General features: G+C 63.8%; 22 protein-coding genes and 1 tRNA gene. 14 read left to right on the top strand and 9 right to left on the bottom strand.

The features are described 5' to 3' along the window. Nucleotides 1–161: 161 nt before the first annotated feature. On the bottom strand, nt 162–1,106 hold the full coding sequence (locus J7573_RS24645; RefSeq protein ID WP_294340999.1) for a GlxA family transcriptional regulator: 945 nt from the start codon (nt 1,104–1,106) through the stop codon (nt 162–164). Nucleotides 1,107–1,253: 147 nt separating this feature from the next. Between J7573_RS24645 and choX the strand changes: the two genes are divergently transcribed. From choX to J7573_RS24620, 5 genes are all read left to right on the top strand, one after another. Then, entirely contained in the window at nt 1,254–2,198 is a 945-nt protein-coding gene (gene choX / locus J7573_RS24640) for a choline ABC transporter substrate-binding protein (RefSeq protein WP_294340998.1), read from the top strand. Nucleotides 2,199–2,319: 121 nt separating this feature from the next. Next, nucleotides 2,320–3,204 (top strand): 3-keto-5-aminohexanoate cleavage protein, encoded by an 885-nt coding sequence (locus J7573_RS24635; RefSeq protein WP_294340997.1) that lies wholly within the window; start codon nt 2,320–2,322, stop codon nt 3,202–3,204. 19 nt (nt 3,205–3,223) lie between these two features. Beyond that, nucleotides 3,224–4,189, top strand: coding sequence for an L-carnitine dehydrogenase (locus J7573_RS24630; RefSeq protein ID WP_294340996.1), 966 nt, complete (start codon nt 3,224–3,226; stop codon nt 4,187–4,189). Nucleotides 4,190–4,199: 10 nt separating this feature from the next. Beyond that, entirely contained in the window at nt 4,200–4,670 is a 471-nt protein-coding gene (locus tag J7573_RS24625; RefSeq protein ID WP_294340995.1) for a thioesterase family protein, read from the top strand. A 270-nt stretch (nt 4,671–4,940) separates the two neighbouring features. Next, nucleotides 4,941–5,198: a hypothetical protein gene (locus J7573_RS24620; protein ID WP_003255717.1), complete on the top strand. Its 258-nt coding sequence runs from the start codon at nt 4,941–4,943 to the stop codon at nt 5,196–5,198. Nucleotides 5,199–5,318: 120 nt separating this feature from the next. Here J7573_RS24620 and J7573_RS24615 read toward each other — a convergent pair whose 3' ends face one another. Together J7573_RS24615 and J7573_RS24610 are read right to left on the bottom strand one after the other, a co-directional pair. After that, the gene (locus tag J7573_RS24615; protein WP_060512237.1) at nt 5,319–6,425 is read right to left on the bottom strand and encodes a GlxA family transcriptional regulator; all 1,107 of its coding nucleotides are present in this window, start codon (nt 6,423–6,425) and stop codon (nt 5,319–5,321) included. 498 nt (nt 6,426–6,923) lie between these two features. Beyond that, complete coding sequence (locus tag J7573_RS24610) at nt 6,924–8,300, bottom strand: L-serine ammonia-lyase (RefSeq protein WP_294340994.1); 1,377 nt, start codon at nt 8,298–8,300, stop codon at nt 6,924–6,926. A 442-nt stretch (nt 8,301–8,742) separates the two neighbouring features. Between J7573_RS24610 and J7573_RS24605 the strand changes: the two genes are divergently transcribed. The 3 genes from J7573_RS24605 to choV all read left to right on the top strand — a co-directional run bounded on the left by J7573_RS24605 (nt 8,743) and on the right by choV (nt 11,795). Next, nucleotides 8,743–9,690 carry a choline ABC transporter substrate-binding protein gene (locus tag J7573_RS24605; protein ID WP_294340993.1) on the top strand — a complete coding sequence of 316 codons (948 nt, stop codon included), beginning with the start codon at nt 8,743–8,745 and terminating at the stop codon, nt 9,688–9,690. Nucleotides 9,691–9,771: 81 nt separating this feature from the next. Then, nucleotides 9,772–10,620, top strand: coding sequence for a choline ABC transporter permease subunit (choW, locus tag J7573_RS24600; RefSeq protein WP_177408542.1), 849 nt, complete (start codon nt 9,772–9,774; stop codon nt 10,618–10,620). Continuing rightward, on the top strand, nt 10,617–11,795 hold the full coding sequence (choV, locus tag J7573_RS24595; RefSeq protein WP_054886704.1) for a choline ABC transporter ATP-binding protein: 1,179 nt from the start codon (nt 10,617–10,619) through the stop codon (nt 11,793–11,795). The genes choW and choV overlap by 4 nt, the downstream gene beginning before the upstream one ends. A 117-nt stretch (nt 11,796–11,912) precedes the next feature. Here the strand turns inward: choV and hisF are convergent, their stop codons facing one another. The 6 genes from hisF to J7573_RS24565 all read right to left on the bottom strand — a co-directional run bounded on the left by hisF (nt 11,913) and on the right by J7573_RS24565 (nt 16,866). After that, on the bottom strand, nt 11,913–12,683 hold the full coding sequence (gene hisF, locus J7573_RS24590; RefSeq protein ID WP_011536177.1) for an imidazole glycerol phosphate synthase subunit HisF: 771 nt from the start codon (nt 12,681–12,683) through the stop codon (nt 11,913–11,915). 10 nt (nt 12,684–12,693) lie between these two features. After that, a complete protein-coding gene (gene hisA, locus J7573_RS24585) occupies nt 12,694–13,431 on the bottom strand; it encodes a 1-(5-phosphoribosyl)-5-[(5-phosphoribosylamino)methylideneamino]imidazole-4-carboxamide isomerase (RefSeq protein WP_294340992.1) in 738 nt (245 codons plus the stop codon). Nucleotides 13,432–13,458: 27 nt separating this feature from the next. After that, complete coding sequence (locus tag J7573_RS24580) at nt 13,459–13,719, bottom strand: DUF2164 domain-containing protein (RefSeq protein WP_060512242.1); 261 nt, start codon at nt 13,717–13,719, stop codon at nt 13,459–13,461. Beyond that, the gene (gene hisH / locus J7573_RS24575; protein ID WP_060512243.1) at nt 13,720–14,358 is read right to left on the bottom strand and encodes an imidazole glycerol phosphate synthase subunit HisH; all 639 of its coding nucleotides are present in this window, start codon (nt 14,356–14,358) and stop codon (nt 13,720–13,722) included. Continuing rightward, a complete protein-coding gene (gene hisB / locus J7573_RS24570) occupies nt 14,359–14,952 on the bottom strand; it encodes an imidazoleglycerol-phosphate dehydratase HisB (RefSeq protein WP_027917570.1) in 594 nt (197 codons plus the stop codon). It lies immediately after the preceding gene. A 252-nt stretch (nt 14,953–15,204) separates the two neighbouring features. Beyond that, on the bottom strand, nt 15,205–16,866 hold the full coding sequence (locus J7573_RS24565; RefSeq protein WP_294340991.1) for an OFA family MFS transporter: 1,662 nt from the start codon (nt 16,864–16,866) through the stop codon (nt 15,205–15,207). Between the two features lie 465 nt (nt 16,867–17,331). On the opposite strand from J7573_RS24565, the gene J7573_RS24560 reads away from it, so the two are divergent. From J7573_RS24560 to J7573_RS24535, 6 genes are all read left to right on the top strand, one after another. Beyond that, nucleotides 17,332–19,569, top strand: a complete 2,238-nt coding sequence (locus tag J7573_RS24560; protein ID WP_294340990.1) for an AsmA family protein — start codon at nt 17,332–17,334, stop codon at nt 19,567–19,569. Next, on the top strand, nt 19,566–20,633 hold the full coding sequence (gene mutY, locus J7573_RS24555; protein WP_294340989.1) for an A/G-specific adenine glycosylase: 1,068 nt from the start codon (nt 19,566–19,568) through the stop codon (nt 20,631–20,633). Before J7573_RS24560 ends, mutY begins: the two co-directional genes overlap by 4 nt. After that, the gene (locus tag J7573_RS24550; protein ID WP_201202165.1) at nt 20,630–20,902 is read left to right on the top strand and encodes an oxidative damage protection protein; all 273 of its coding nucleotides are present in this window, start codon (nt 20,630–20,632) and stop codon (nt 20,900–20,902) included. The genes mutY and J7573_RS24550 overlap by 4 nt, the downstream gene beginning before the upstream one ends. 90 nt (nt 20,903–20,992) lie before the next feature. Then, nucleotides 20,993–21,068, top strand: a tRNA-Phe gene (locus tag J7573_RS24545). 188 nt (nt 21,069–21,256) lie between these two features. Beyond that, nucleotides 21,257–22,246, top strand: a complete 990-nt coding sequence (gene ppk2 / locus J7573_RS24540) for a polyphosphate kinase 2 (protein WP_294340988.1) — start codon at nt 21,257–21,259, stop codon at nt 22,244–22,246. Between the two features lie 60 nt (nt 22,247–22,306). Then, nucleotides 22,307–22,750 (top strand): hypothetical protein, encoded by a 444-nt coding sequence (locus J7573_RS24535; RefSeq protein ID WP_027917576.1) that lies wholly within the window; start codon nt 22,307–22,309, stop codon nt 22,748–22,750. The last annotated feature ends 165 nt before the right edge of the window (nt 22,751–22,915 follow it).

The following is a 22,915-nucleotide window of genomic DNA, read 5'->3' as shown; positions in this document are numbered from 1 at the left end:
GAGTGATGAAGGCCTGCGCCGGCCCTTGTGGGAGCCGCGCTTGCCGGCGATGGGCCGCGAAGCGGCCCCGGCAATTTATGTAACAACCTTGAAATCGCGGGGCCGCTTCGCGGCCCATCGCCGGCAAGCGCGGCTCCCACAAGGGCCGGCGCAGGCCTTCATCACTCCGCCCGGGCCAATCGGTCCTCCCGCGGGCACCGCTCGAACCGCCCCCGGTAGCAGCGGGTGAAATACGAAGCCGACTCGAACCCGCACGCCACCGCCACCTCCAGCACGCTCATGTCGGTCTGGCGCAACAACTGCCGCGCCTTGTCCAGCCGCAACCGCAGATAGAAGCCACTGGGCGTGTCGTCCAGATGCAAGCGGAACAGCCGCTCCAGCTGCCGCCGGGTCACCTGCACCGCATCGGCCAGCACCTGGGTATTGAGCGGCTGCTCAATGTTGCGCTCCATCTCGCCGATCACCTTCACCAGCTTCTTGTTGCTGATGCTGTAGCGGCTGGCGATCTGCATGCGCTGGTGGTCCTGGCGCGGACGGATGCGCCCGAGCACGAACTGTTCGGACACCTGCACCGCCAGCTCGCTGCCATGGGCCTGGCCGATCAGGTCGAGCATCAGGTCGATCGATGCGGTGCCACCGGCACAAGTGATGCGCCGGCGGTCGATTTCGAACAGCTCCTGGGTCACCTGCAAGCGTGGATAGCGCTCCTTGAACGCGTCCAGCGCCTCCCAGTGCAAGGTGGCGCGGTAACCGTCGAGCAAGCCGGCTTCAGCCAGCACCAACGGGCCCGTGTCGATACCACCAAGGATCACCCCATCATGGTCGAGCCGGCGCAGCGCCTGTTGCAGCTTCGGCCCATAGCAGGCCAGCGGCTCGAAGCCGGCGACGATCAGCAGCACACCCCCCGCCTCGCCCTCCCCTAAAGCGCCATCGGCATTCACCGACATGCCATTGCTCGCTTGCACCGCCCCGCCATCCAGGCTGAGCACGCGCCAGCGATACGACGGCCCCTTGAAACGGTTGGCCACGCGCAGTGGCTCCAGGGCGCTGATAAAGCCCATTGCCGAGAACCCCGGCAACAACAGGAAATGAATCAGTTGCGGCATTGCATGCTCCACGCCGAAAGGTGGTCGCCTCCGTGCAAATCTTGGTCGCCAGGGTGCGATTTCCCACCCTGTGGCCAGCGTAGCTTATCCACACGGCCCGCAGAGGCCGCCCTCAATAACAATATGTACTGCCGATGGAGAGCCACCATGCACAGCTTGATCCGCCGCAGCCTGTTGACCCTTGCCCTGAGCAGCATCGCTTCCACCCCGCTTTTCGCCGCCGAGCCGGCCGTTTGCAAGAACGTACGCTTGGGCGTGGTCAACTGGACCGACGTCATCGCCACCAGCGCCATGGCCCAGGTGCTGCTCGACGGCCTGGGTTACCAGACCAAACAGACCAGCGCCTCGCAGCAGATCATCTTCGCCGGTATCCGCGACAAGCGCCTGGACATGTTCCTGGGTTACTGGAACCCGATCATGACCCAGACCATCACACCGTTCGTCGACGCCAACCAGGTCAAGGTCCTCGAAAAACCCAGCCTGGAAGACGCCCGTGCCACCCTCGCCGTGCCGAAGTACCTGTATGACAAAGGCCTGAAGACCTTCGCCGACATCCACAAGTTCGAGAAGGAACTGGGCGGCAAGATCTACGGCATCGAGCCCGGCTCCGGTGCCAACACCCAGATCAAGGCGATGATCACCAAGAACCAGTTCGACCTCGGCAAGTTCCAGCTGGTCGAGTCCAGCGAAGCGGGCATGCTCGCCGCCGTCGACCGCGCCGTGCGGCGCAAGGAAGCCGTGGTGTTCTTCGGCTGGGCGCCGCACCCGATGAACGTGAACATCGACATGGCCTACCTGGGCGACAGCCAGGACGCCCTGGGCCCGGACGAAGGCCGTGCCACGGTGTGGACGGTGACCGCGCCGGACTACGCCGAACGCTGCCCCAACGCCCACCGCCTGCTGGCCAACCTGAACTTCAGTGCCGAGGACGAGAGCCGCATGATGCAACCGCTGCTCGACCACAAGGACGCACTGGAATCGGCCCGCCAGTGGCTGAAAGACCACCCCGAGGACAAGGCCCGCTGGCTTGAGGGTGTGACCACCTTCGATGGCAAGCCGGCTGCGGACAACCTCAAGCTTACCGCCAACTGACAGGGCCCTTTCGCGGGCACGCCCGCTCCCACAGGTACAGCGCAAAGCTCAGGGTCAAATTGATCCTGTGGGAGCGGGCGTGCCCGCGAATAGGCCAGCACAGACACCACAAGGAACCGCCATGAACCACGACGTCATCATCACCTGCGCCCTCACCGGCGCTGGCGACACGGTCGCCAAGAGCCACCTGGTCCCGGTCACCCCGAAACAGATCGCCGAATCCGCCGTAGAAGCCGCCAAGGCCGGCGCCACCGTAGTCCACTGCCACGTCCGCGACCCACAGACCGGCCGTTTCAGCCGCGACGTGGCGCTGTACCGCGAAGTCATGGAGCGCATTCGCGAGGCCGACGTCGACGTCATCGTCAACCTCACCGCCGGCATGGGCGGCGACCTGGAAATCGGCCCGGGTGAATCGCCGATGGAGTTCGGCCCCGGCTCCGACCTGATCGGCCCGCTGGAGCGCCTGGCCCATGTCGAAGCCCTGCTGCCGGAAATCTGCACCCTCGATTGCGGCACCCTCAACTTCGGCGACGGCAACGCCATTTACGTCTCCACCCCCGCGCAACTGCGCGCCGGTGCCAAGCGCATTACTGAACTGGGCGTGAAAGCCGAGCTGGAAATCTTCGACACCGGCCACCTGTGGTTCGCCAAACAGATGATGAAGGAAGGCCTGCTCGAAGACCCGCTGTTCCAGCTGTGCCTGGGCATCCCGTGGGGCGCGCCGGCCGACACCACCACCATGAAGGCCATGGTCGACAACCTGCCGGCCAACGTCACCTGGGCCGGCTTCGGCATCGGCCGCATGCAGATGCCGATGGCCGCACAGGCCGTGCTGCTCGGCGGCAACGTGCGAGTGGGCCTGGAGGACAACCTGTACCTGGACCGTGGCGTGCTGGCCAGCAACGGCCAGCTGGTGGAACGCGCCGCCGAAATCATCACCCGCATGGGTGGCCGCGTGCTCAGCCCGGCAGAAGGCCGGGAAAAAATGAACCTCAAGCGCCGCTGATCCCACTCAGGAGACCGATATGCCCTTCATCACCGAGATCAAGACCTTCGCCGCCCTGGGTAGCGGCGTGATCGGCAGTGGCTGGGTCGCCCGCGCCCTGGCCCATGGCCTGGACGTGGTCGCCTGGGACCCGGCACCCGGCGCCGAACAAGCCCTGCGCAAGCGCATCGCCAACGCCTGGCCGGCACTGGAGAAGCAAGGCCTGGCGCCAGGTGCCTCGCAGGGCCGGCTGAGATTCGTCGCCACCATCGAGGAATGCGTACGCGACGCCGACTTCATCCAGGAAAGCGCACCCGAGCGCCTGGACCTCAAGCTCGAGCTGCACGCCAAGATCAGCGCCGCCGCCAAGCCCGAAGCGATCATCGGCTCCAGCACTTCAGGGTTGCTGCCCAGCGAGTTCTACGAGTCATCCACTCACCCCGAGCGCTGCGTGGTCGGCCACCCGTTCAACCCGGTGTACCTGCTGCCGTTGGTCGAGATCGTCGGCGGCAACCGCACCGCACCTGAAGCCATCGAAGCCGCCAAGACCATCTACACCGCCCTCGGCATGCGCCCGCTGCATGTGCGCAAGGAAGTCCCCGGCTTCATCGCCGACCGCCTGCTCGAAGCGCTGTGGCGCGAGGCCCTGCACCTGGTCAACGATGGCGTGGCCAGCACCGGCGAAATCGACGACGCGATCCGTTTCGGCGCCGGCCTGCGCTGGTCGTTCATGGGCACCTTCCTCACCTACACCCTGGCCGGGGGTGATGCCGGCATGCGCCACTTCATGGCCCAGTTCGGCCCGGCGCTGAAGCTGCCCTGGACCTACCTGCCGGCACCGGAGCTGACCGACAAGCTGATCGACGATGTGGTCGAAGGCACGTCGGAACAGTTGGGCGAACGCAGCATCGCCGCGCTGGAGCGCTATCGTGATGACACACTGCTGGCCGTGCTGGAAGCGGTTAAAACCAGCAAGGCCAGCCACGGCATGGCCTTTGGCGATTGAGGAGCAGACGATGCCCGCACTGATCACCTACCGCACCCCAGTCCAGGAGGACTGGGTCGACTACAACGGGCATCTGCGCGATGCCTTCTACCTGCTGATCTTCAGCTACGCCACCGATGCGCTGATGGAGCGCATCGGCCTGGACGAGGGCAGCCGCGGGCAGAGCGGCAACTCACTGTTCACCCTGGAAGCCCACATCAACTACCTGCACGAAGTGAAGCTGGGAACCGAGGTGTGGGTGCAGACGCAGATCATCGGCTTCGATCGCAAGCGCCTGCACGTCTATCACAGCCTGCACCGGGCCGGGTTCGACGAGGTGCTGGCGGCAAGCGAGCAGATGCTGTTGCATGTGGACCTGGCCGGGCCGAAGTCGGCGCCTTTCAGTGAACAGAGTGCGGCATTGCTGCAGGGCCTGGTGGATAGCCAGCGCGACCTGCCGGCAGCGGAATTCATCGGCCGCGTCCTGCAACTACCCCGCTGAGCGCGCAAAAAAATAGCCCCGGTAAGCCGTGAGCATCCGGGGCCAAGAGCGAGCAACATCCACTGTGCATGTGTGAGGGTGACCAAACCCTCGTGGACCGTGAATAGCTGCAGTCTGCTGGCTTCCCGGCGCCAGCAATTAGCCGGGAGCGACCTGTTCTTAGCCAAACCAGCCATGGCGACATTCTGCCCTTGCGAGCCTGTCGCTGCGGACACAGAATCGGTCGTAAATCACAGCAGCACTCTCTTCGCGATAAAAGGGACAACAGCCATGATGCATGCGGATTTGATAGACCAGGACGACCTGGCAGGCCACCTGCGCGCACGCGGGTTCGACATTCCTGCCGGGGCCAGCGCCGAGCAGGCCTGCGAGGCGGTGGTACGCGGGTTGACCGAGCCTAACGCACGGGCGCTGAAGGGGATGGTGGAGCAGATGTATACCGGTAGCGCGACGATTCTGCCGGCGGTACGCCAGGCCATCGACAAGCAGCTCTTGCCAGCATTGGCCCAGTTCAACAAACGCGCCTGATCGCGTTTTCCTGTACCGGCCTCTTCGCGACTAAAGCCGCTCCCACAGGTACTGCACCGAATTCAAAAGCGGTGCAGTACCTGTGGGAGCGGCTTTAACCGCGAAGCAGGCAGCTCGGTGTCAGAGCCTTACGCTGGCAAACGTCGACTCGTTGCGCGCCTGGCTCAGGGCCGCCATCGGCCCGCTGTGCGGCGACAGGGTCATGGCCTGCGGGATCGGCATCATCGCCACCTGCTGCGCGGTATTGGAGCCGACACGCTCGTCACGCGGCGGAATGCCGAAGTACTCGCGGTAGCACTTGGAGAAGTGCGGCGTGGAGACGAAACCGCACACCGAGGCCACTTCGATGATCGACATCGGCGTCTGCTTGAGCAACTGCCGCGCGCGGATCAGGCGCAGCTTCAGGTAGTAGCGCGACGGCGAGCAATGCAGGTACTTCTGGAACAGCCGTTCGAGCTGGCGACGCGACACCGACACGTACACGGCCAGTTCGTCGAGGTCGATCGGCTCTTCGAGGTTGGCCTCCATCAGCGCGACAATTTCCTGCAGCTTCGGCTGGTTGGTGCCGAGCATGTGCTTGAGCGGCACACGCTGGTGGTCCTGTTCGTTGCGGATGCGTTCGTAGACGAACATCTCGGAGATCGCCGCCGACAGCTCACGGCCGTGATCACGGCTGATCAGGTGCAGCATCATGTCCAGCGGCGCGGTGCCACCGGAGCTGGTGAAGCGGTTACGGTCGAGGGTGAACAGGCGGGTGCTCATGTTGACCCGTGGGAAGGCCTCCTGCATGGCTGCCAGGCATTCCCAGTGCACGCTGCAATCAAAACCATCGAGCAGGCCGGCACAGGCCAGTGCCCAGCTGCCGGTGCACACTGCACCGAGGCGGCGCGACTGGCGCGCCTGGGCCTGCAGCCAGGTGACATGCTCACGGGTGACGGTGCGCTGGATGCCGACGCCGCCGCAGACGATCACGGTGTCGATCGGCGGTGCGTTGTGCATGGCGGCATCGGGGGTGATCTGCAAGCCGTCGCTGGCCCACACCTGGCCGCCATCGACGGTCAGCGTGTGCCAGCGGTACAGCTCGCGGCCGGACAGCTGGTTGGCCATGCGCAGCGGCTCAACGGCCGATGCCAGGGAAATCAGGGTGAAATTGTCCAAAAGAAGAAACCCGATGGACTGGGGTGCTGTGCGGTTCTGGGTTGGGTTCCCGGAGGTGTACGACGTCATCGCGATTTCTCCTCACACAAATGCAGGGTGTGCCTCAGGCGGGCACTGATTTCTTGTTATGGCCCCAGTTTCGTGTGCAGGGGCTTGTTGCCAATCTCAACGCAAAGGCCGTGCCTGAAATTGAACGCCCATCCAAAAAAACCTGAAAACGACGCCTTCGTTCGGCAAATCAGGGACTTCGGTCGAGTTGGCCAGTCTTCGCAAACCGCCGTGCTAGCGCCTTGCGTGTAACGGCTGAGCAATTTGGTGACACGCGCAGTGTAGGTTGCCCAGAAACGACACTCTTGAGTGTCACCGACAATGCCCGCACTGATAGCGACACCCGACGATCGGTCAGCTTGGGCCATGCACTGCAATGGGGCTTGGTGCACTGAAAACATTCAAGGGCCTCTTCGCAGGCAAGCCCGCTCCCACAGGGATCGCACCGGCCTTGGAGGCTGTGCAACACCTGTGGGGCGGGCTTGCCCCCGAAGAGGCCCTTGAGGCCTACCTAGAAACTCAGCATTCGATGGCGCTGACCGCCAGGCCACCGCGCGAGGTCTCTTTATATTTGTCGTGCATGTCGGCCCCGGTGTCGCGCATGGTGCGGATCACCTGGTCGAGGGAGATGAAGTGCTCGCCATCGCCGCGCAGGGACATCTGCACGGCATTGATCGCCTTCACCGCAGCAATCGCATTGCGCTCGATGCACGGCACCTGCACCAGGCCGCCGACCGGGTCGCAAGTCAGGCCAAGGTTGTGCTCCAAGGCAATCTCGGCGGCGTTCTCCACCTGTGGCGGGGTCGCCCCGAGGACTTCGGCAAGGCCGGCAGCGGCCATGGCACAGGCCGAGCCGACCTCACCCTGGCAACCGACTTCGGCACCGGAAATCGACGCGTTCTTCTTGCACAGGATGCCCACGGCGGCGGCGCCGAGGAAGAAGTCGACCACGCTCGACTCGTCCACTGCATCGCTGAAGCGCATGTAGTAGTGCAGCACCGCCGGAATGATGCCGGCCGCGCCGTTGGTGGGCGCGGTGACCATGCGCCCGCCGGCGGCGTTCTCTTCGTTGACCGCCAGGGCGAACAGGTTGACCCACTCCATGGCGCTCATGGTCGAGCCGATCACGTTGGGCTTGCCGATTTCCTGCAGGCTGCGGTGCAGCTTGGCGGCGCGACGGCGCACGTTGAGCCCGCCGGGCAGCGTGCCTTCGTATTTAAGGCCGTTGTTGACGCACTCCTGCATGGCTTCCCAGAGCTTGTGCAGGCCAGCGCGGATCTCTTCCTCGCTGCGCCAGACCTTCTCGTTGGCCATCATCAATTGCGACACGCTGAGGTCGTTTTGCTTGCACAGGCGCAGCAGTTCGGCGGCGCTGTTGAAATCGTACGGCAGCACCGTCTGGTCGGCATCCAGCACGCCGCTGGCGGCCTGGGCGGCGTCGACCACGAAGCCGCCACCGACCGAGTAATAGGTGTCGCGGTGCAGCTCGCCCTGGGCGCCTTCGGCGATCAGGGTCATGGCGTTGGGGTGGTACGGCAGGTTCTCGTCCAGCAGCAGCATGTCGCGGGCCCAGACGAATTCGATGGGCAGGCGGTTATCCAGCTTCAGGGTGTTGGTTTCGCGCAGGTCGGCGATGCGCGGGACGATCTGGGTCGGGTCGATGGCGTCCGGCCATTCGCCCATCAGTCCCATGATGGTGGCGTTGTCGGTGCCGTGGCCGATGCCGGTGGCCGATAGCGAACCGTACAGCCGCACTTCGATCCTTTGCACCTGTTCCAGCTCGCCGCGCTCACGCAGGCCCTGGACGAACAAGGCGCCAGCACGCATGGGGCCGACGGTGTGGGAGCTGGAGGGCCCGACACCGATCTTGAACAGGTCGAACACGCTGATGGCCATTGTCGAATCACCTCTTGCTGGGCTTGTCTCTGCGCGCCATGCGCAGGGCGGGGCAACTGCTAGGCTGAAGCTGCGAGCCGCCACGAATGCACGCATCATCGGGCTTTTGCCTACCCCCTCGCCGTCTGCAACCGACGTACTTTTGTCCAGCAGCGCCGCCGCCTTTTCGGCCACCTGCACGCCGCTTTCGAGCGGCGTGGTGACGCAAAAATGCGGCTACAGGGGTGGAAAAACTCATAAACGACATCGCCCGTACTGGATGCGACCCGTTCCGTACTGGTTACGACCCCACCAGTAGGCGATTGCCCGGCGCTGGAGGATTATCGAAAGCGACTCGTAAAGCACGGCCACGCAACCTGCCCTCTGCAGGCCTGGTCGACCGGACCCTGAGAAAGCCCGGCGACCCATGCGAACCCGAAGACAAAATCACAGGAGTCCATCCATGAAAGGTTCACCCTCGCTGTTGCTGGTCGCGATGCTGTCCGCGCCTCTGCTGGCCCAGGCCGCCGAGCCCGAGCAGTGCCAGACGGTACGCTTCTCCGATGTCGGCTGGACCGACATCACCGTGACCACGGCGACCACCAGCGTTGTGCTCGAAGCACTGGGTTACAAGACCCACACCACCATGATCTCGGTACCGGTGACCTACAAGTCGCTGGCCACCGGCAAGGACCTGGACGTGTTTCTCGGCAACTGGATGCCGACCATGGAGAACGACATCAAGCAGTACCGCGATGCCGGCACGGTGGATACCGTGCGCGCCAACCTGGAGAACGCCAAGTACACCCTGGCGGTACCCCAGGCGCTGTATGACAAGGGGCTCAAGGATTTCAGCGACATTCCCAAGTTCAAGAAGGAACTGGACGGCAAGATCTACGGCATCGAGCCCGGTAACGATGGCAACCGCACCATCCAGAGCATGATCGACAAGAACGCCTTCGGCCTGAAGGACGCCGGTTTCAAGATCGTGCAGTCGAGCGAGGCCGGCATGCTGTCGCAGGTCGACCGCGCGCAGAAGCGTGACGAGGCGGTGGTGTTCCTGGGCTGGGAACCGCACCCGATGAACACCCGCTTCAAGATGCAGTACCTGACCGGCGGGGACGAGTTCTTCGGCCCCGAGTTCGGCAAGGCCACCGTGCTCACCAACACCCGCAAGGACTATGTGCAGGAATGCAGCAACGTCGGCCAGCTCCTGAAGAACCTGTCGTTCGAGCTCAAGGATGAAAGCACCATGATGGGCTATGTCCTGGACGACAAGATGAAGCCCGAGGCGGCCGCCAAGAAGTGGCTAAAGGACAACCCCGGCAAGCTGGATACCTGGCTGGCGGGCGTCACCACCGTGGATGGCAAACCCGGCCTTGAGGCGGCCAAGGCCAAGCTCGCTCAATAACGCAATACGTCGTAGCGCTACCTCGGGGCGGGACCGTGCCCGCCCCGGACTGATTTCAATCTTTGCAGGTGGAAGCTCGCTATCATGCTTATCGATCAGAAAATACCCTTGGGCCAGTACATCGCGTCGTTCGTCGAATGGCTGACCCAGAATGGCGCGAACTACTTCGACGCCATTGCCCGAGGCCTGGAGTTCATGATCCATGGCGTCACCAGTACCCTGACCTTCTTCAACCCGTTCGTGCTCATCGCCCTGTTCGCCGCCCTGGCGCATTTCATCCAGCGCAAGTGGGCGCTTACCGCATTCGTCGCCCTCTCCTTCCTGCTGATCCTCAACCTGGGGTACTGGCAGGAAACCATGGAGACCCTGGCCCAGGTGACCTTCGCCACCGTGGTCTGCGTGGCCATCGGCGTGCCGCTGGGCATCGTCGCCGCGCACAAGCCGATGTTCTACACCGCCATGCGCCCGGTGCTCGACCTGATGCAGACCGTGCCGACCTTCGTCTACCTGATCCCGACCCTGACCCTGTTCGGCCTGGGCGTGGTGCCGGGGCTGATTTCGACGGTGGTGTTCGCCATCGCCGCGCCGATCCGCCTCACCTACCTGGGCATTTGCGACGTGCCGCAGGAGCTGATGGACGCCGGCAAGGCGTTTGGCTGCTCGCGCCGCCAGCTGCTCACCCGTATCGAACTGCCGCACGCGATGCCGAGCATCGCCGCCGGCGTCACCCAGTGCATCATGCTGTCGCTGTCGATGGTGGTGATTGCCGCCCTGGTGGGCGCCGATGGCCTGGGCAAACCCGTGGTCAACGCACTGAACACCGCTGATATCTCCCTGGGCTTCGAAGCGGGCCTGGCGATCGTGCTGCTGGCGATCATGCTCGACCGTATCTGCAAGCAACCGGAACTGCCGGTAAGGGGTGAGGCATGAGCATCATTCGATTCGAAGACGTCGACGTCATCTTCTCCAACAAGCCGCGCGAAGCACTGGCGCTGCTGGACAAGGGCCAGACCCGCGAGCAGATCCTCAAGCAGACCGGCCTGGTGGTCGGTGTGGAAAAGGCCAACCTGGATATCAACAAAGGCGAGATCTGCGTGCTGATGGGCCTGTCCGGCTCGGGCAAGTCGAGCCTGCTGCGCTGCATCAACGGGCTCAACACCGTGAGCCGTGGCAAGCTGTTCGTCGAGCATGAAGGCAAGCACATCGACATTGCCCACTGCACCCCGGCAGAGCTGAAGATGATGCGCACCAAACGCATCGCCATGGTGTTCCAGAAGTTCGCCCTGATGCCGTGGCTGACGGTGCGCGAGAACATCAGCTTCGGCCTGGAAATGCAGGGCCGCCCGGAAAAGGAACGGCGCAAGCTGGTCGACGAGAAGCTCGAACTGGTCGGCCTGACCCAGTGGCGCAACAAGAAGCCAGACGAACTTTCCGGCGGCATGCAGCAGCGTGTGGGCCTGGCCCGGGCGCTGGCGATGGATGCCGACATCCTGCTGATGGACGAACCGTTCTCGGCCCTCGACCCGCTGATCCGCCAAGGCCTGCAAGACGAACTGCTGGGCTTGCAGGCCAAGCTGAGCAAGACCATCGTGTTCGTCAGCCACGACCTCGACGAGGCCCTGAAGCTGGGTAGCCGCATCGCCATCATGAAGGATGGGCGGATCATCCAGTACAGCAAGCCGGAAGAAATCGTGCTGAACCCGGCCGACGAGTACGTACGTACCTTCGTCGCCCACACCAACCCGCTGAACGTGCTGTGCGGCCGCAGCCTGATGCGCAGCCTGGACAACTGCAAACGGGTCAATGGCTCGGTGTGCCTGGACCCGGGTGGCGATTCGTGGCTGGACCTGGGTGAAGGGAATTCGATCAAGCGCGCACGCCAGGGGCAGAACGGGCTGGACATGCAGAACTGGGTGCCGGGGCAAGCTGTTGAAGGGCTTGGGCGCAAACCGACGCTGGTGCATGCCGACATTGGCATGCGTGAGGCGCTGCAGATTCGTTACCAGACGGGCAACAAGCTGGTGCTGCAGGAGAATGACAAGGTGGTGGGGATTCTTGGGGATACCGAGCTTTACCACGCCTTGCTCGGCAAGAACCACGGGTGATGCAATTGGGGCCGCCTTGCGGCCCTTCGCGGGCACGCCCGCTCCCACAGGGGAACGCGTATTCCTGTGGGAGCGGGCGTGCCCGCGAAGGGCTGCAAAGCAGCCCCAATCAATGTCTCAGCGAACGACGATCCCGCGCGAAGCCATGTAGGCCTTGGCCTCAGGCACCGTGTACTCGCCAAAGTGGAAGATGCTGGCCGCCAGCACCGCGCTGGCATGCCCTTCCAGAATCCCGTCGGCCAGGTGCTGCAGGTTACCCACACCACCGGAAGCAATCACCGGAATCCCCAGCGCATCGCTGATGGCGCGGGTTACACCCAGGTCGAAACCGTTCTTCATGCCGTCCTGGTCCATGCTGGTCAGCAGGATCTCGCCAGCCCCCAGGCCTTCCATCTTCTTCGCCCATTCAACGGCGTCCAGCCCGGTCGGCTTGCGCCCGCCGTGGGTGAAGATCTCCCAGCGTGGCGCTTCGCCTGGCCCGGACACCTTCTTGGCGTCGATGGCGACGACGATGCACTGCGAACCGAAACGGTCCGCCGCCTCGCCGACAAACTCCGGGTTGAACACCGCGGCGGTGTTGATCGAAACCTTGTCGGCACCGGCGTTGAGCAGGTTGCGGATGTCCTGCACGGTGCGCACGCCACCGCCCACGGTCAGCGGGATGAACACCTGGCTGGCCATGCGCTCGACGGTATGCAGGGTGGTGTCGCGGCCGTCGACGCTGGCGGTGATGTCGAGGAAGGTGATTTCGTCGGCACCCTGTTCGTTGTAGCGACGGGCGATTTCCACCGGGTCGCCGGCATCACGGATGTTCTCGAACTTGACGCCCTTGACCACCCGGCCGTTGTCCACGTCCAGGCAAGGGATGATGCGCTTGGCCAGTGCCATGGTTCAGTCCTCAGCCTTGGTAGTTGTCGCAGAAGGCCTGGGCCTCGGCGACATCGAGAGTGCCTTCGTAGATGGCACGGCCGGTGATGGCGCCGATGATGCCCGGGGTCTTGGCGTCCAGCAGGGCCTTGATGTCACCCAGGTTGTGGATGCCGCCCGAGGCGATCACCGGGATCGAGGTGGCTTCTGCCAGTGCCTTGGTGAACGGCACGTTGCAGCCCTGCATCATGCCGTCCTTGGCGATGTCGGTGTAGACGATCGCCGAGACGCCATCGGCCTCGAAACGCTTGGCCAGGTCGATGACCTGCACCGAGCTCACTTCCGCCCAGCCGTCGGTGGCGACGAAGCCGTCTTTGGCGTCCAGGCCGACAATGACCTTGCCCGGGAACGCCTTGCACGCTTCGGCGACGAACTCAGGCTGCTTGACTGCCTTGGTGCCGATGATCACGTGGCTGACGCCAGCCTTGACGTAGTGCTCGATGGTTTCCAGCGAGCGGATGCCGCCGCCGATCTGGATCGGCAGGTTCGGGTAGCGCTTGGCGATGGCGGTAACCACTTCACCGTTGACCGGCTGGCCTTCGAAGGCGCCGTTGAGGTCGACCAGGTGCAGGCGGCGGCAGCCACCCTCGACCCACTTGGCGGCCATGCTCACCGGGTCGTCGGAGAATACCGTGGAGTCTTCCATGCGGCCCTGGCGCAGGCGCACGCAGGCACCGTCCTTCAGATCGATAGCGGGGATAATCAGCATCTTGGGAACCTGTCTGTTCTTGGGGGTTCAGGGCTTTTCGAGTGCCCACAGATCGCTTTCGATGCTCTCGAACCGCTCCTTGAGGTGCAGCTGAACATCGGCAATCGCCCTGTTGTAGTAATGGGGTGCAATTTCTTTGCTGAACAGCTCGAGGACCTCGGCCACCTCGAACGACCCGAGCTGCAGCTCGAAGCGGTCTTCGAGAAAACGCTTGAGCGTGTCGAGCGCCTCGCGTTCCTCTTCGGGGGCCAGGGTGATGACCGGGGCCTTGGTCTTCGAACGGCTCATTTACCAGCGCCCGTCCCAGGCGACGAAGTTCTGCAGCAGCTGCAGGCCATGGGTATGGCTCTTCTCCGGGTGGAACTGCACGGCAAAGCGCGAACCATCGGCCAGCGCAGCAGCGAAGTCGACGCCATAGTGGCCGCGGCCGACTACCTGGCCCGGCTTGCCGGCATTGATGTAGTAGCTGTGCACGAAGTAGAAGCGTGCACGGTCGGAAATGTCGTGCCACAGCGGGTGGTCGATGGTCTGGCTGACTTCGTTCCAGCCCATGTGCGGCACCTTCAGGTGCTCGCCGTCTTCTTTCAGGTCTTTGCCGAAGAAGCGGACCTGGCCAGGGAACAGGCCGATGCAGTCGACACCGTCGTTCTCTTCGCTATGGTCGAGCAGCGCTTGCATGCCGACGCAGATGCCGAGGAACGGGCGGTCCTGGCTCACTTCGCGGACCAGGCTGTCGAAGCCCAGGCGGCGGATCTCGGCCATGCAGTCGCGGATCGCGCCCACACCCGGGAACACCACGCGGTCAGCCTCGCGGATCACCGCGGCGTCGCTGGTGACCAGCACCTTGCCGGCGCCGACGTGCTCGAGCGCCTTGGCTACCGAGTGCAGGTTGCCCATGCCATAGTCGATTACGGCTACCGTCTGCATTTACAGGCACCCTTTGGTCGACGGCATCTGCCCGGCCATGCGCTCGTCGAGGGTCACGGCCATGCGCAGGGCGCGGCCGAAAGCCTTGAACACGGTTTCGATCTGGTGGTGGGTGTTGTGGCCACGCAGGTTGTCGATGTGCAGGGTCACCAGGGCGTGGTTGACGAAGCCCTGGAAAAATTCCTGGAACAGGTCGACATCGAAGCCGCCAACAGTGGCGCGGGTGTAGGGCACATGCATCTGCAGGCCTGGGCGGCCGGAGAAGTCGATGACCACGCGCGACAGCGCCTCGTCCAGCGGCACATAGGCATGGCCGTAGCGGAAGATGCCTTTCTTGTCGCCGATGGCCTGGGCGAATGCCATGCCCAGGGTGATACCGACGTCTTCGACGGTATGGTGATCGTCGATATGCAGGTCACCCTTGCACTCGATATCCAGATCGATCAGCCCATGACGGGCGATCTGGTCCAGCATGTGTTCAAGAAAAGGCACACCGATATCGAATCGGGCCTTGCCACTGCCATCGAGGTTGATCGAGCACTTGACCTGGGTTTCCAGGGTATTGCGCTCGACGGAAGCCTTACGTTCGACCATCACCAGCTCCGCAAAATCATTGGGCGAAAAGGGCTCCATTATAGGCCCAGAACGCGCCGGCTTGAAACGCGGATGACATATGGCATGGCAAGGAATTACGGGGCCGGACGGCCCTACAGGTCTATACAACCGGGGAATTGGGGCTGCTTTGCAGCCCATCGCGACACAAGGCCGCTCCTACAGGGACCGCAAAACCCTGTAGGAGCGGCCTTGCGTCGCGAAAGGGGCGCAAAGCGCCCCCATGCAGCTACCTCAATGGAACAGGACTGCCGTCTTCTGCAGGGTGATCCACACACCCCAGGCCAGCGGCACGACCACCACGGCCCAGGCCAGCAGCACCAGCGGCAGGCTGCCCGGTGCAGCGTGCCACTCCAGCGAACGCGCACCGTCAGCACCTTTGTCGTGGCTCAGCGCTCGTTCGGCAGCCAGCTCGGCATCGCTCATGAAGTGCTTGTCGGCGACCGGGCGGATCAGCAGGTTGCAGATAAAGCCCAGCACCAGCAGGCCGGCGAGAATGTACAGGGTCATGTCGTAGGCCGCTGCACGTTCCACACCCGCCGCCAGCTGGTACTCGCGCAGGTAGGTGATCAGCACCGGGCCCAGCACGCCGGCTGCAGCCCAGGCAGTCAGCAGGCGACCGTGGATGGCGCCGACCATCTGTGTGCCAAAGAGGTCGGCCAGGTAGGCCGGCACGGTAGCAAAGCCACCGCCGTACATCGACAGGATGATGCAGAACGCCGCTACGAACAGTGCCACGTTGCCCAGGTGGCCCATGTTCGGCACCAGGCTGTAAAGGCCGACGCCCAGGGCGAAGAAGGCGAAGTAGGTGTTCTTGCGGCCGATGTAGTCGGAGAACGACGCCCAGAAGAAGCGGCCACCGATGTTGAACAGGCTCAACAGGCCGGTGAAGCCGGCGGCGATGGCGGCGATCTGCGCCAGTTGCGCGGCGTTCAGCTCGCTGAAGCTCAGTTCGTTGCCCAGCAGTTTGCCGGCGAACACTTCCTGCAGCAGTGGCGACGCCATGCCGAGGATGCCGATGCCGGCCGAAACGTTCAGGCACAGCACCAGCCACACCAGGGCGAACTGCGGGGTTTTCCAGGCAACGCTGACGTGCACGTGGCGGTCGGTGACCATGCCATTGCCGGCCATTTTCGCCGGGGCAGTCCAGCCTTCAGGTTTCCAGCCGGTTGGCGGTACGCGATAAGCCAGGGCACCAGCCGTCATGAACACGAAGTAGATCGCGGCCATGGCGACGAAACTCTGCCACACACCCACCTCATGTTCGTTGCCGAAGTGGCCCATCAACGCGGTGGCCAGCGGTGCGCCCACCATGGCGCCGCCGCCGAAGCCCATGATCGCCATGCCGGTGGCCATGCCGCGCTTGTCCGGGAACCACTTGATCAAGGTCGAGACCGGCGAAATGTAGCCCAGGCCCAGGCCGATACCGCCGATCACGCCGGAACCCAGCCACATCAGCCACAGCTGGTGAGTCTTCACGCCGATCGCCGAGATCAGCATGCCGCCACACCAGCACAGTGCCGAAACCAGGCCGGCCTTGCGCGGGCCGGCGTGTTCCAGCCAGCCGCCGAGTACTGCTGCCGAGCAGCCGAGGAAGACGAAGAACAGGGTGTAGATCCAGCTCAGCATCGAGATCGGCCAGTCGCATTCGGCGCTGAACATACGGGCGATGAAGCCCATGTCCGCCGAACAGGCAACCGGGGCGGTGATGCCGATGGCTTGCGACAGTGGCAGCCAGAACACCGAGAAGCCATAGGCCATGCCGATGCACAGGTGGATGGCCAGGGCGGCTGGCGGGACCAGCCAGCGGTTGAAGCCCGGGCGGGCGATGATGCGCTCCTTCGACAGGAAGCTCGGCGCGCTGGCCAGCCCCCCTGCCGTGATGGTACTGCTCATGGATTCAATCCTTTTGTAGGTAGACAGTGCTGGCGGATGGCGTCCCGGGCTCTTGTTCTCGCACGCACGGCGAAGGGGCCTTTTCCTGGGCAACGGCCCGCGACAATGGGTCGCGGCCGCTCCGCAAAGCGGCACAAGGGTACCAGCTCGCAGATGACATGAAAGCAATCTGATATCGTTATTTTTCGCGCGGCTGAATCGGTATTTCGCCACCATCTGCGCTGGATTCTTCGCGGGCTCGCTCGCTCCCACAGGACTTCCACAGCTCTCTAGAGCGCTGCAGTACCTGTGGGAGCGGGCGTGCCCGCGAAGAATCCAGCGCCGAAGGAACTGCCAAAACCACAACTGTCGAATCCCGCACAAGTAAGAAATGCCCTGTATCTCTTGTCGAATACGCAGGGCCCACCCCTGCGGCGCTATACTCAGCCGTTCGGAATTCACATTACGGACTACAAGGACTCGCCCATGAAAGCGTTCGGCAAAATCCTGGGACTTGGGCTTCTCGGGTTGCTGCTGATCATCGTGGCACTGGGCTTCGCCCTGACCCACCTCTTCGATCCCAACGACTACAAAGACGAGATCCGCCAGTTGGCGCGCGACAAGGCCCACGTCGAGCTGACCCTCAACGGCGACATCGGCTGGAGCCTGTTCCCCTGGCTGGGCCTGGAACTGCATGAAGCCAGCATCGCCACCCTGACCAAGCCCAAGGAACCGTTCGCCGACCTGCAGATGCTCGGCCTCTCCGTGCGCGTGCTGCCATTGCTGCGCCGCGAAGTGCAGATGAGCGATGTGCGCGTCGAAGGCCTCAACCTGAACCTGGCGCGTGACGAAAACGGCCACGGCAACTGGGAAGACATCGGCAAGCCGCTGCCGGCTGCAACCGAAGGCACTGCCACTGCACCGGCCCAGGCGCCTGCCGAGCAACCGGCGAAACCGGCTGAAAGCAGCAGTGAGCGCGCGGTGAAGCTCGACATCGACAGCCTCACCGTGAACAACGCCCGGGTCTACTACACCGATGCCAAGAGCGGCCAGAGCTACAGTGCCGAAAGCATCCAGCTGAGCACCGGCCCGGTCCACGAAGGCACCAACATCGCCCTCAAGGCCAGCGCCTTCCTCAGCGCCAGCCAGCCGGCCATCAAGGCCCGCACCGAGCTGGCCGGCGAGCTGCGCTTCGACCGCAAGCTCAAGCGCTACAACTTCGAAGACCTGCGCCTGACCGGCGAAACCTCGGGCGAACCTACCGGTGGCAAGACCGTCACCTTTGGCGCCCAGGGCCAGTTGCTGGTCGACATGGGCGCCAACGTCGCCTCCTGGAACGGCCTGAAAGTTTCGGCCAACCAACTGCGCGCCCTCGGCGAGCTGAACGTGCGTGACCTGGACAAGACCCCGCAACTGAGTGGCGGCCTGTCCATCGCCCAGTTCAACCTGCGCACCTTCCTCGACGGCATCGGCCACCCGCTGCCGGCCACCACCGACCCGGCCGCGTTCGGCAAGCTGGAGCTGGTGACCCGCCTGCAAGGCACACCAACCAGCCTGACCCTGGCCGACCTGGCCGTGAAACTGGACGACAGCACCTTCACCGGCCGCGTGGCCATCGAAGACTTCGCCAAGCAGGCCCTGCGCCTGCAGCTCAAAGGCGACAAGTTCGACGCCGATCGCTACATGCCGGCCAAGAGCGAAGAGGCCAAGGGTGCCACTGCCGCACGCCAGGCCGAGGTCAAGCAACAGGAATCCACCGCCGTGGCCGCTGCCGGTAGCTCGCCGCTGCCCAACGCCCCGACCCAGGTAGCCTGGAGCGACGACAAGCTGTTGCCGGTCGACCGCCTGCGTGTGCTCGACCTGCAGGCCGACCTGGCCTTCGGCTCGCTGACCCTGGACAAGCTGCCGATCAGCGACGCTCAGCTGCAGGCCACCGGCCAGGGCGGCCTGCTGACCTTGCAGGCCCTGCGTGGTGGCCTCTACAACGGCACTTTCGAAGCCAAGGGCAACCTCGACGTACGCCCTGCCGTGCCGCAACTCGGTATCAACACCCGGATCAACCGGGTACCGGTCGAGCACTTCATCAAGGCCGAAGGCAAGGAGCAGACGCCGCCGGTCAAAGGCCTGCTGACCCTGACCAGTGATCTGACCGCCACCGGTAACAGCCAGAAGGCACTGGTCGATACCCTCAATGGCAGCGCAAACTTCGCCATCAATGACGGCGTGCTGGTCAACGCCAACCTCGAACAGCAACTCTGCCAGGCCATCGCCACCCTCAACCGCAAGACCCTGAGCGGTGAGCCGCGCGGCAAGGACACCCCGTTCGAAGAACTGCGCGGCAGCCTGGTGATTCGCAATGGCGTGGCCAGCAACCCGGACCTCAAGGCGCGTATCCCGGGCCTGACCGTCAACGGCCATGGCGACCTCGACCTGCGCGTGCTGGGCATGGACTACAACATCGGCGTGATCGTCGAAGGTGACCAGCGCGCCATGCCCGATCCGGCCTGCCAGGTCAACGAACGCTTCGTCGGCGTGGAAGTGCCGCTGCGCTGCCGCGGCCCGCTGGAGCTCGGTGCCAAGGCCTGCCGCCTGGACCAGGACGGCCTGGGCAAGGTCGCGGCCAAGCTGGCCGGCAACCGCCTGAAAGACAAGATCGATGAAAAACTCGGAGACAAAGTGAGCCCAGAACTGAAAGACGCGCTCAAGGGGCTGTTCAAGCGATGACCCCCACGCAGTTCTCCAGCGCCGTGCTGGACTGGTACGACCAGCACGGTCGCCACGACCTGCCCTGGCAACAGGGCATCAACCCATACCGGGTATGGGTGTCGGAAATCATGCTGCAGCAGACCCAGGTCAGCACCGTGCTGAACTACTTCGACCGCTTCATGCAGGCCCTGCCGACCGTGCAGGCCCTGGCTGCGGCGCCAGAAGACGAAGTGCTGCACCTGTGGACCGGCCTTGGCTACTACACCCGCGCCCGCAACCTGCAGAAGGCGGCGAAGATCGTCGTCGAGCAGTATGGCGGCGAATTCCCGCGTAGCGTCGAGCAGCTCACCGAACTGCCGGGCATCGGCCGCTCGACCGCAGGCGCCATTGCCAGCATCAGCATGGGCATCCGCGCGCCGATTCTCGACGGCAACGTCAAACGCGTGCTGGCCCGCTACACCGCCCAGGCCGGCTACCCCGGCGAGCCCAAGGTGGCCAACCAGCTGTGGGCCACGGCCGAGCGCTTCACCCCGCAGCAGCGTGCCAACCACTACACCCAGGCGATGATGGACATGGGCGCGACGCTGTGTACGCGCAGCAAGCCCAGCTGCCTGATCTGCCCGTTGCAGCGCGGCTGCGAAGCGCACCTGCACGGCGAAGAAACCCGCTACCCCGAACCCAAGCCACGCAAGGCGCTGCCACAACGGCGCACGCTGATGCCGCTGCTGGCCAACCACGAAGGCGCCATCCTGCTTTACCGCCGGCCATCCAGCGGCCTGTGGGGTGGCCTGTGGAGCCTGCCGGAACTCGACGATATCGCGCAGCTCGACGACCTCGCCTACCAGCACGGTCTGCGTCTGGCCGAAAGCCGCGCACTGGACGGCCTGACCCACACCTTCAGCCACTTCCAGCTGGCGATCGAGCCCTGGCTGGTACGCGTCGACCCGGTCGGCCAGCACGTGGCCGAGGCCGACTGGCTCTGGTATAACCTCGCCACCCCGCCGCGCCTGGGCCTCGCCGCCCCGGTCAAGAAGCTGCTCAAACGCGCGGCCGACGAACTGATTGCAGGAGAAGCCCAATGACCCGCACCGTGATGTGCCGCAAGTACAAAGAAGAACTCCCAGGCCTGGAGCGCCCGCCCTACCCCGGCGCCAAGGGCCAGGACATCTTCGACCACATCTCGGAGAAAGCCTGGGAAGACTGGAAGAAACACCAGACCATGCTGATCAACGAAAAGCGCCTGAACATGATGAACGGCGAGGACCGCAAGTTCCTCCAGGGCGAGATGGACAAGTTCTTCGCCGGCGAGGAATACGCCCAGGCGGAAGGGTACGTTCCACCCGCCGAATGACCCTATGAAACGTAAGCGACGGAATTAATTTAAAATTTTTTCAAAAAGTCGTTGACGGGCCGTCAGAAAATCTATTTAATTCACCTCGTCGCCCAGATAGCTCAGTCGGTAGAGCAGAGGATTGAAAATCCTCGTGTCGGCGGTTCGACTCCGTCTCTGGGCACCACCTTCAAGCTTCTGGTGGTTGCAAAGTTACCCGAAGCGACAACAAGAAACCCGCCTAGTGCGGGTTTTTTGTTGTCTGCGATTTATTGCCCTGCTCTCCCCTCCGCCGTTGACCGGTATCAACAAGCCCTTTCTCGCTCAGACCCAAAATTGCAGGTGGACATTCGACCCCACCTCGCAAGGACCTCCATGAGCGAAGAAGCCACCCTCCTGCTCCCCGCCCCCGGCGAATCCTCCTCCCCAGCCCCTGTCGTAGCTCGCACGCGCCGCCCTCGCCAACGCAAACCCGAGCCCACCATCACCCAGGTCAGCCAGGCCCCGGCCGCGCTGGAAGTGGCCAGCGCACCAAAGGGCAGCAACGAGGACAGCACCTCGGCGCGCCTGCCGGCCAGCTACCCGTACCGCACCCGTCTGCGCCGCCAGGATTACGAGAAGGCCAAGCACGCGCTGCAGATCGAACTGCTGAAGGTACAAAGCTGGGTCAAGGAGACTGGCCAGCGCGTGGTGATCCTGTTCGAGGGGCGTGACGCGGCGGGCAAGGGTGGCACCATCAAGCGCTTCATGGAGCACCTGAACCCGCGGGGCGCACGGATCGTCGCGCTGGAGAAGCCTTCCGAGCAGGAGCTGGGGCAGTGGTATTTCCAGCGCTACATCCAGCACCTGCCCACGGCGGGCGAAATGGTCTTCTTCGACCGCTCCTGGTACAACCGCGCCGGCGTCGAGAAGGTGATGGAGTTCTGCTCGCCACTGCAGTACCTGGAGTTCATGCGCCAGGCACCGGACCTGGAGCGGATGCTATGCAACAGCGGCATCCTGCTGTTCAAGTACTGGTTCTCGGTGAACCGCGAAGAGCAGCTGCGCCGCTTCATCTCGCGCCGGGACGACCCACTCAAGCACTGGAAGCTGTCACCCATCGACATCAAGTCGCTGGACAAGTGGGAGGACTACACCGCAGCCAAGGAAGCGATGTTCTTCCATACCGATACTGCCGATGCGCCATGGACGGTGATCAAGTCGGACGACAAGAAGCGCGCGCGGATCAACTGCATTCGGCACTTCCTGCATTCGCTGGATTACCCGGGCAAGGACCACCGCGTCGCGCATGCGCCGGATGCGCTGCTGGTCGGGCGGGCATCGCGCGGGTTCGAGGAGGATGAGCCGACAACGCCCGCCAGTTGAATCGACCGGGCCGCTGCGCTTCAATACGCGCAATTTCCGGACACCCCAAGGATTCACCCCATGGCCACCCCAACCAAGCAACAGAAACGCGCCAAGCGCGCCGCCAGCAAAGCCAAGCAGAACCGCATGGTGCGCAGCGGCCAGGCGGTCAAGGCCAGCGCCGGTGACAGCGCCAGCATCGAGCAGGTGTTCAACAAGGCCATGGAGACCGACAGCTACAAAGAGCTGTTCGACAAGATGAAAGCCGCACAGGAAACCAGCCTGGTGGCGATGATCTCGGTGTTCCTGGTCGACCCGCTGCTGGCCTTGGTACTCAAGGGCCACAAGGAAGAGCACGCTACCGACTACATCGTGCTGGTGTTCAACGCCTACCGCACCTGGCTCGACGGCGCCGACGAAGACACCACCATGGCCTGGCTGGAGAGCGACGAGTTCCAGGAAGCCTATATCGCCGCTTCCGAACTGGTAGCCAAGCAGCAGCAACAGCAGAAGCAGTTTGGCTGATCGGGCCATGTAACCTGTTCCAGCCTCTTCGCGGGCACGCCCGCTCCCACAGGTACTGCACCGCTTTCGAAACCTGTGGTGTTCCTGTGGGAGCGGGCGTGCCCGCGAAGAGGCTGGAACAGGTTACATGGCCCGATCAGCCAAACTGCTTCTGCTGTTGCTGCT

Origin of the sequence: Pseudomonas sp. (genome assembly GCF_017744435.1) — a bacterium.
GTDB lineage: Bacteria > Pseudomonadota > Gammaproteobacteria > Pseudomonadales > Pseudomonadaceae > Aquipseudomonas.
This window is presented reverse-complemented; position numbering and strand designations above follow the sequence as displayed.